We start from the raw sequence: 4,092 nt of genomic DNA on the forward strand, positions 1-4,092 counted from the left end.
CAATTCATTGACCTGGAAGAGCAAGAGCAAAGGCAAAGGCAAGAGCCGTAGTAACAGAGTGAGAAGGGAATGGCCTGGAGCCTTAGTGCCACGTGAACGGCTGAGACAAAACCAGGATCATCTGAGACAAACGCAGGACAATAAGAGACAAAAAACAGTTGATTTTTGTCTAATGGCCCGACATTGTGTGTCTACACACAGACAAAAAAGGGGCGCTAAATGTCCGAAACAATCAACCTCAAGAAGCTTGTTTACAGCCCTGACTCCAACCCCCTGCTGGAGCCTCAAGAGGTGTCCGTGAAGAAGCGCTGGGTGAAGACCGGCACAGCTGAGGAGCTGGTAAGCACGGCAACTGGCGAGGTGCGCCAAACCTCTGCGATTTACACCGTGGACGAGCGCGATGACGCCAGCTTTGTGAAGGTCTTCGCTGCTGGCGTCGCTGCCGCTTTCGACCTTGGCCGTACCGCCTCGCGTGTCTTCCAGCTCGTCCTGCAAGAGTACGAAAGAGCGCCTATGCGTCAGGGCTTTGCCGAGAGCATTGAGCTGTCCTGGTTCAACGATGGGCTGTGCGGGCGGAAGGTGGATATGAGCGAGAAGACCTTCCAGCGCGGACTCAAAGAGCTGCTGGCCAAGCAATTCCTGGCGCCTCGCTCACCGACGACCTTTTGGGTCAATCCGGCCCTGTTCTTCAAGGGGGATAGGGTGAAGTTCATCACCGAGTACCGCCGCAAGGGGCCAGCATCGAAACCACAGCAGATCCAGGAGCCTAACCGCGACCCCGGCACCCTCGACTGGGTTAATGGGAAAGCGGACAGGGAGGGGGCAGAGTGAAGCGCAGCCAGGCACAGCGGCGTGCATACGCCATTCATCGGCTAGGGGTGGCAATGAAACGCCTGAGCGCGGCCAAGGGAAAGACCGACAAGCAGCAGGCAGGGCGGTGGGTAGCAGTCTGGGGCGTCGCTACAGGCGTGGTCCCGTTCCAATGAGCACCGCCCAGGAAGCCCGCGCAGCCGCCGAGGCGTGGCGCGCCCGCTGGCCAGGTCATGCCGGGGGCGTTGTCCTGGTCTGGGCCGGGGCCGGGTACGGCTGGAAAAACTGCCTGCGCGACGCTGGCCACGAGCGCCCCGGCGCGCTGGCCGTGGACGCTGACGGCAACGTCTACCGGGCCGAGGGCGGCAACGACCTGGACGGGGCCAGCGTGTGGGTTGTCGTGTAAGCCTGTGGCGCGCTGCGCTGTAGGCTAGTAGCCCTTCAGAATGCGGAACTGCCCGCGCTCGCCCCACGCATCGGCCTTGGTGTCTATCTCCGCGCAGAGGCGCTTTTCAGGCCCGCACATGGTCAGCACGACCTTGCCGCCTCGGGCCTCCAGGTTGGCCACCTCGGCGCGTAGCGCGGCGATTTCATCCGGTGTCGGCACCACCAGCAGCACGATGCCCAGGACAACCGCCAGCAGCAGCGCGGCAGTACCGGCCCACAGCGCCCCCCATTGCCAACTGAACGACGCCGCAGCTTGGCTCAATCGCTGCTCGGCCTCCTCGGCACGCCCTGTAACGCCCTCCAGCGCGCTTACAGCGGGTTTTACCGACCCGCCTAGGGTTTTCACTGTCTCGTCACGAACGGCCACCAGAGCGCCGCTGACGGCCTCTGAGACGGCAAGGCGCGTTGCCTTCTCGATGATCACCGCCGACGCCTTGCCTGCTGTCTCCATCTCCCGCACGGCGGCGCGGGCCTGCTCGATGGTCTGCCCCAGCTCGGCCCGCTGGGCCTCCAGCCGTTCCAGCGCCACCGCTGCCGCCTGCTGCTGCTCCTGGGCAATGGCCATCAGGCCGAACAGCTCCTGTTCACTCACGCTCATTGCATCGCCTCACATGCTGAAATCGGGGCCGCTGCGCCCCTTGGTGTTCGTCGGCCCGTCATTTCTCAAGGCCGCGCGTTTCGGGGCCTTCGCCCGCTCCTGTGCCGCCTGCTCGGCGGCGCGCTCCTGGGCGACTCGCTGCGCCTCGGCCGCCACCCGTGCGCGCTCGGCCTCGATCTTCGCGGCCATGTCCTGGGACTGCTGGAACCGGGCCTTGAACGCCTCCATGCCTGCGCTCGCCGCGCCTGTCGCCTGCTCGCGGGCTGCACGCTCGGCGCGGGCCTGCTCGATGTCGATGATTTGCGCCGACACGCTGCCCAGCTCGGCACGATCAGCGGCCAACTGGCGGCGGTCGTTGTTCACCTGGAGCCGGGTGACAGGGGCCAGCGGGGCGCGCTGCTCGCGCTCGCACTCCCGGCGTATGGCCGTCACCCGTGGGCCTTCGTGGATGGTCGGCAGGCGGTCAAGCTCGGCGGCGCGCTCCTGGTCGCCCGCCTCCAGCGCGGCGGCACGCTGCTCGACCAGTGAGCGCCGGTCTACCCGCTCGGCGCTGCCTGCCCGCTCCAGGGCGTGATTGGTGCGCGCCTCGATCATCGCCCGCACCCACTCGACTTCCTGCGGCCCGCGCTTCACGTCGTCCAGCTCGCGGGTCTTCTCGCCCAGCGCGCCGGACGGCTCAAGGCGGCGGGTGGTCATCAGGATGTGGGCGTGGTGGTTGCGCTGGTCGCCCTCCCGGTCAGGCGTGTGCACGGCCAGCGTGCCCGCTGTGCCGTAGCGGTTGGCCAGCGCCTGGGCGATGCCCTGGGCCAGCTCCCGGCGCTGCTCCGGGGTCAGCTCGGCAGGCAGGGCCACCAGCACCTCACGGGCTACGCGGGCGTTCTTGCGAACCTCGGCGGCTTCGGCCCGGTTCCACAGCTCGGCGGACGGCTGCGGGGTCATGCCCTCGGGCGCGAAACTGGCGACGTGTTCCACGCCAGTGCGCCGCCGATAGTCGTGGACTTCGCCGGTACGCAGGTCGGTGATCTCTTCGCCGTTTCGATAGGCAGCGGCGGCGGTGGCCGAGCGGCCCCCTCCCCTGCTGACTGTCTTGACGCTGGCTGAGTAGATCGCCACGGCTCTGGATTCTCGCTTTTGCTGTTTGGCTTTGGCTCTTGTCGGCTTGCCGACCGCGCTGCAAACGAAGTTTGCGTAAGTGCGCCCTTCTCTTCTTTCAGGGTCGGACTGTGCACGCCCACATCCTAGCGTAGAATGACCAAAACCGACACGTCATAGCAGAGGAAAGCAACGATGGCCGACCTAGAAGCACTCAAACTCAAGCGCGATCAACTCAACGCACGGATTCAGAAGGCAGAAGCACGACAGCGCGCCACAGCCAAAAAAGCCGATGATCGGGTCAAGGTGCTGGTGGGTGCCGCTGTACTCAACGCTGAAAGAAAATCCCCCATCATGGGGTTACTTCCAATGCTGGATGCCTTCCTGACGCGACCTGCTGAACGTCTGGCAGTGCTTGGTGAGGACGGGCAAGGCTCTGAGGCGTTCAAGCGACTGGTGGCCGGGGGTGGTGAATGAGCTTCCTGGTCAGCGTCCACATGCACCCGGACGTTGAGGCGGTTCGGGGAGAACACACGCTAGCTCTTTGGGAAGCTGGGTGGCCCCAGTGGGTCGATGATCTGCTTGAGGCCGGGAAGCTCACACAGTCCCGCTCTGACAACTTCCCCAGCCTGTACAGGGGTCTGGCCAGCGACATACTGCCGATGCTGCCCGCAAACCGGAGGATGTACCCGGCGCGCTACTTCACGCCCGAAATGCTCCAGGAGCGAATCAACGCATGCCCGCCTGATGCCGTCCTGGGCATCGAGATTTGGGATCAGTGCTGAGCACGTGAAATCGGTAACGCAGGCACGGTTAATCGGTAACGCCCCCGCTTCCTGATTACCCGCAAGCGAAGCGCGCAGGCCGTAGGCAGCGGCGTGAAGGAGCGAAGAGCCGTTGCACGGTGCCACGGTCGGACTCGGTGCCTGTACGGCTCACAGCGACTGGAAGGCCGCAGGATCACCCCACCATCTGCGCCGCCTGGGACAACCTGCCCACAGCGGTGAAGCGTGCTGTGGACAGCTCGTCAGCCCTCGACCCCAGCAAGCTGGGGCCCCACTCGGGCCACGGACAAAGCGGGTCAATTCATTGACCTGGAAGAGCAAGAGCAAAGGCAAAGGCAAGAGCCGTAGTAACAGAGTGAG

Annotated in this window: 5 protein-coding genes; 3 read left to right on the plus strand and 2 right to left on the minus strand. The window is 64.8% G+C overall.

The window, feature by feature from the left end; translation table 11 throughout:
• Nucleotides 1–219: 219 nt before the first annotated feature.
• Nucleotides 220–831: a replication/maintenance protein RepL gene (locus CW360_RS09610; protein ID WP_101193546.1), complete on the plus strand. Its 612-nt coding sequence runs from the start codon at nucleotides 220–222 to the stop codon at nucleotides 829–831.
• 151 nt (nucleotides 832–982) lie between these two features.
• Nucleotides 983–1,216: an antirestriction protein ArdR gene (locus CW360_RS09615; protein WP_101193547.1), complete on the plus strand. Its 234-nt coding sequence runs from the start codon at nucleotides 983–985 to the stop codon at nucleotides 1,214–1,216.
• A 24-nt stretch (nucleotides 1,217–1,240) separates the two neighbouring features.
• Here the strand turns inward: CW360_RS09615 and CW360_RS09620 are convergent, their stop codons facing one another.
• The gene (locus CW360_RS09620) at nucleotides 1,241–1,855 is read right to left on the minus strand and encodes a hypothetical protein (protein ID WP_101193548.1); all 615 of its coding nucleotides are present in this window, start codon (nucleotides 1,853–1,855) and stop codon (nucleotides 1,241–1,243) included.
• 9 nt (nucleotides 1,856–1,864) lie between these two features.
• A complete protein-coding gene (gene mobQ, locus CW360_RS09625) occupies nucleotides 1,865–2,968 on the minus strand; it encodes a MobQ family relaxase (RefSeq protein ID WP_212633290.1) in 1,104 nt (367 codons plus the stop codon).
• A 174-nt stretch (nucleotides 2,969–3,142) separates the two neighbouring features.
• On the opposite strand from mobQ, the gene CW360_RS09630 reads away from it, so the two are divergent.
• On the plus strand, nucleotides 3,143–3,424 hold the full coding sequence (locus tag CW360_RS09630) for a hypothetical protein (protein WP_101193549.1): 282 nt from the start codon (nucleotides 3,143–3,145) through the stop codon (nucleotides 3,422–3,424).
• The last annotated feature ends 668 nt before the right edge of the window (nucleotides 3,425–4,092 follow it).

The organism is Pseudomonas fluvialis, from assembly GCF_002835605.1.
Lineage (GTDB): Bacteria > Pseudomonadota > Gammaproteobacteria > Pseudomonadales > Pseudomonadaceae > Aquipseudomonas > Aquipseudomonas fluvialis.

Coding starts and splice junctions, on each gene's coding strand:
- CW360_RS09615 (WP_101193547.1), top strand. CDS start 983: ATGAGCACCGCCCAGGAAGCCCGCGCAGCCGCCGAGGCGTGGCGCGCC.
- CW360_RS09620 (WP_101193548.1), bottom strand. CDS start 1,855: ATGAGCGTGAGTGAACAGGAGCTGTTCGGCCTGATGGCCATTGCCCAG.
- CW360_RS09630 (WP_101193549.1), top strand. CDS start 3,143: ATGGCCGACCTAGAAGCACTCAAACTCAAGCGCGATCAACTCAACGCA.
- CW360_RS09610 (WP_101193546.1), top strand. CDS start 220: ATGTCCGAAACAATCAACCTCAAGAAGCTTGTTTACAGCCCTGACTCC.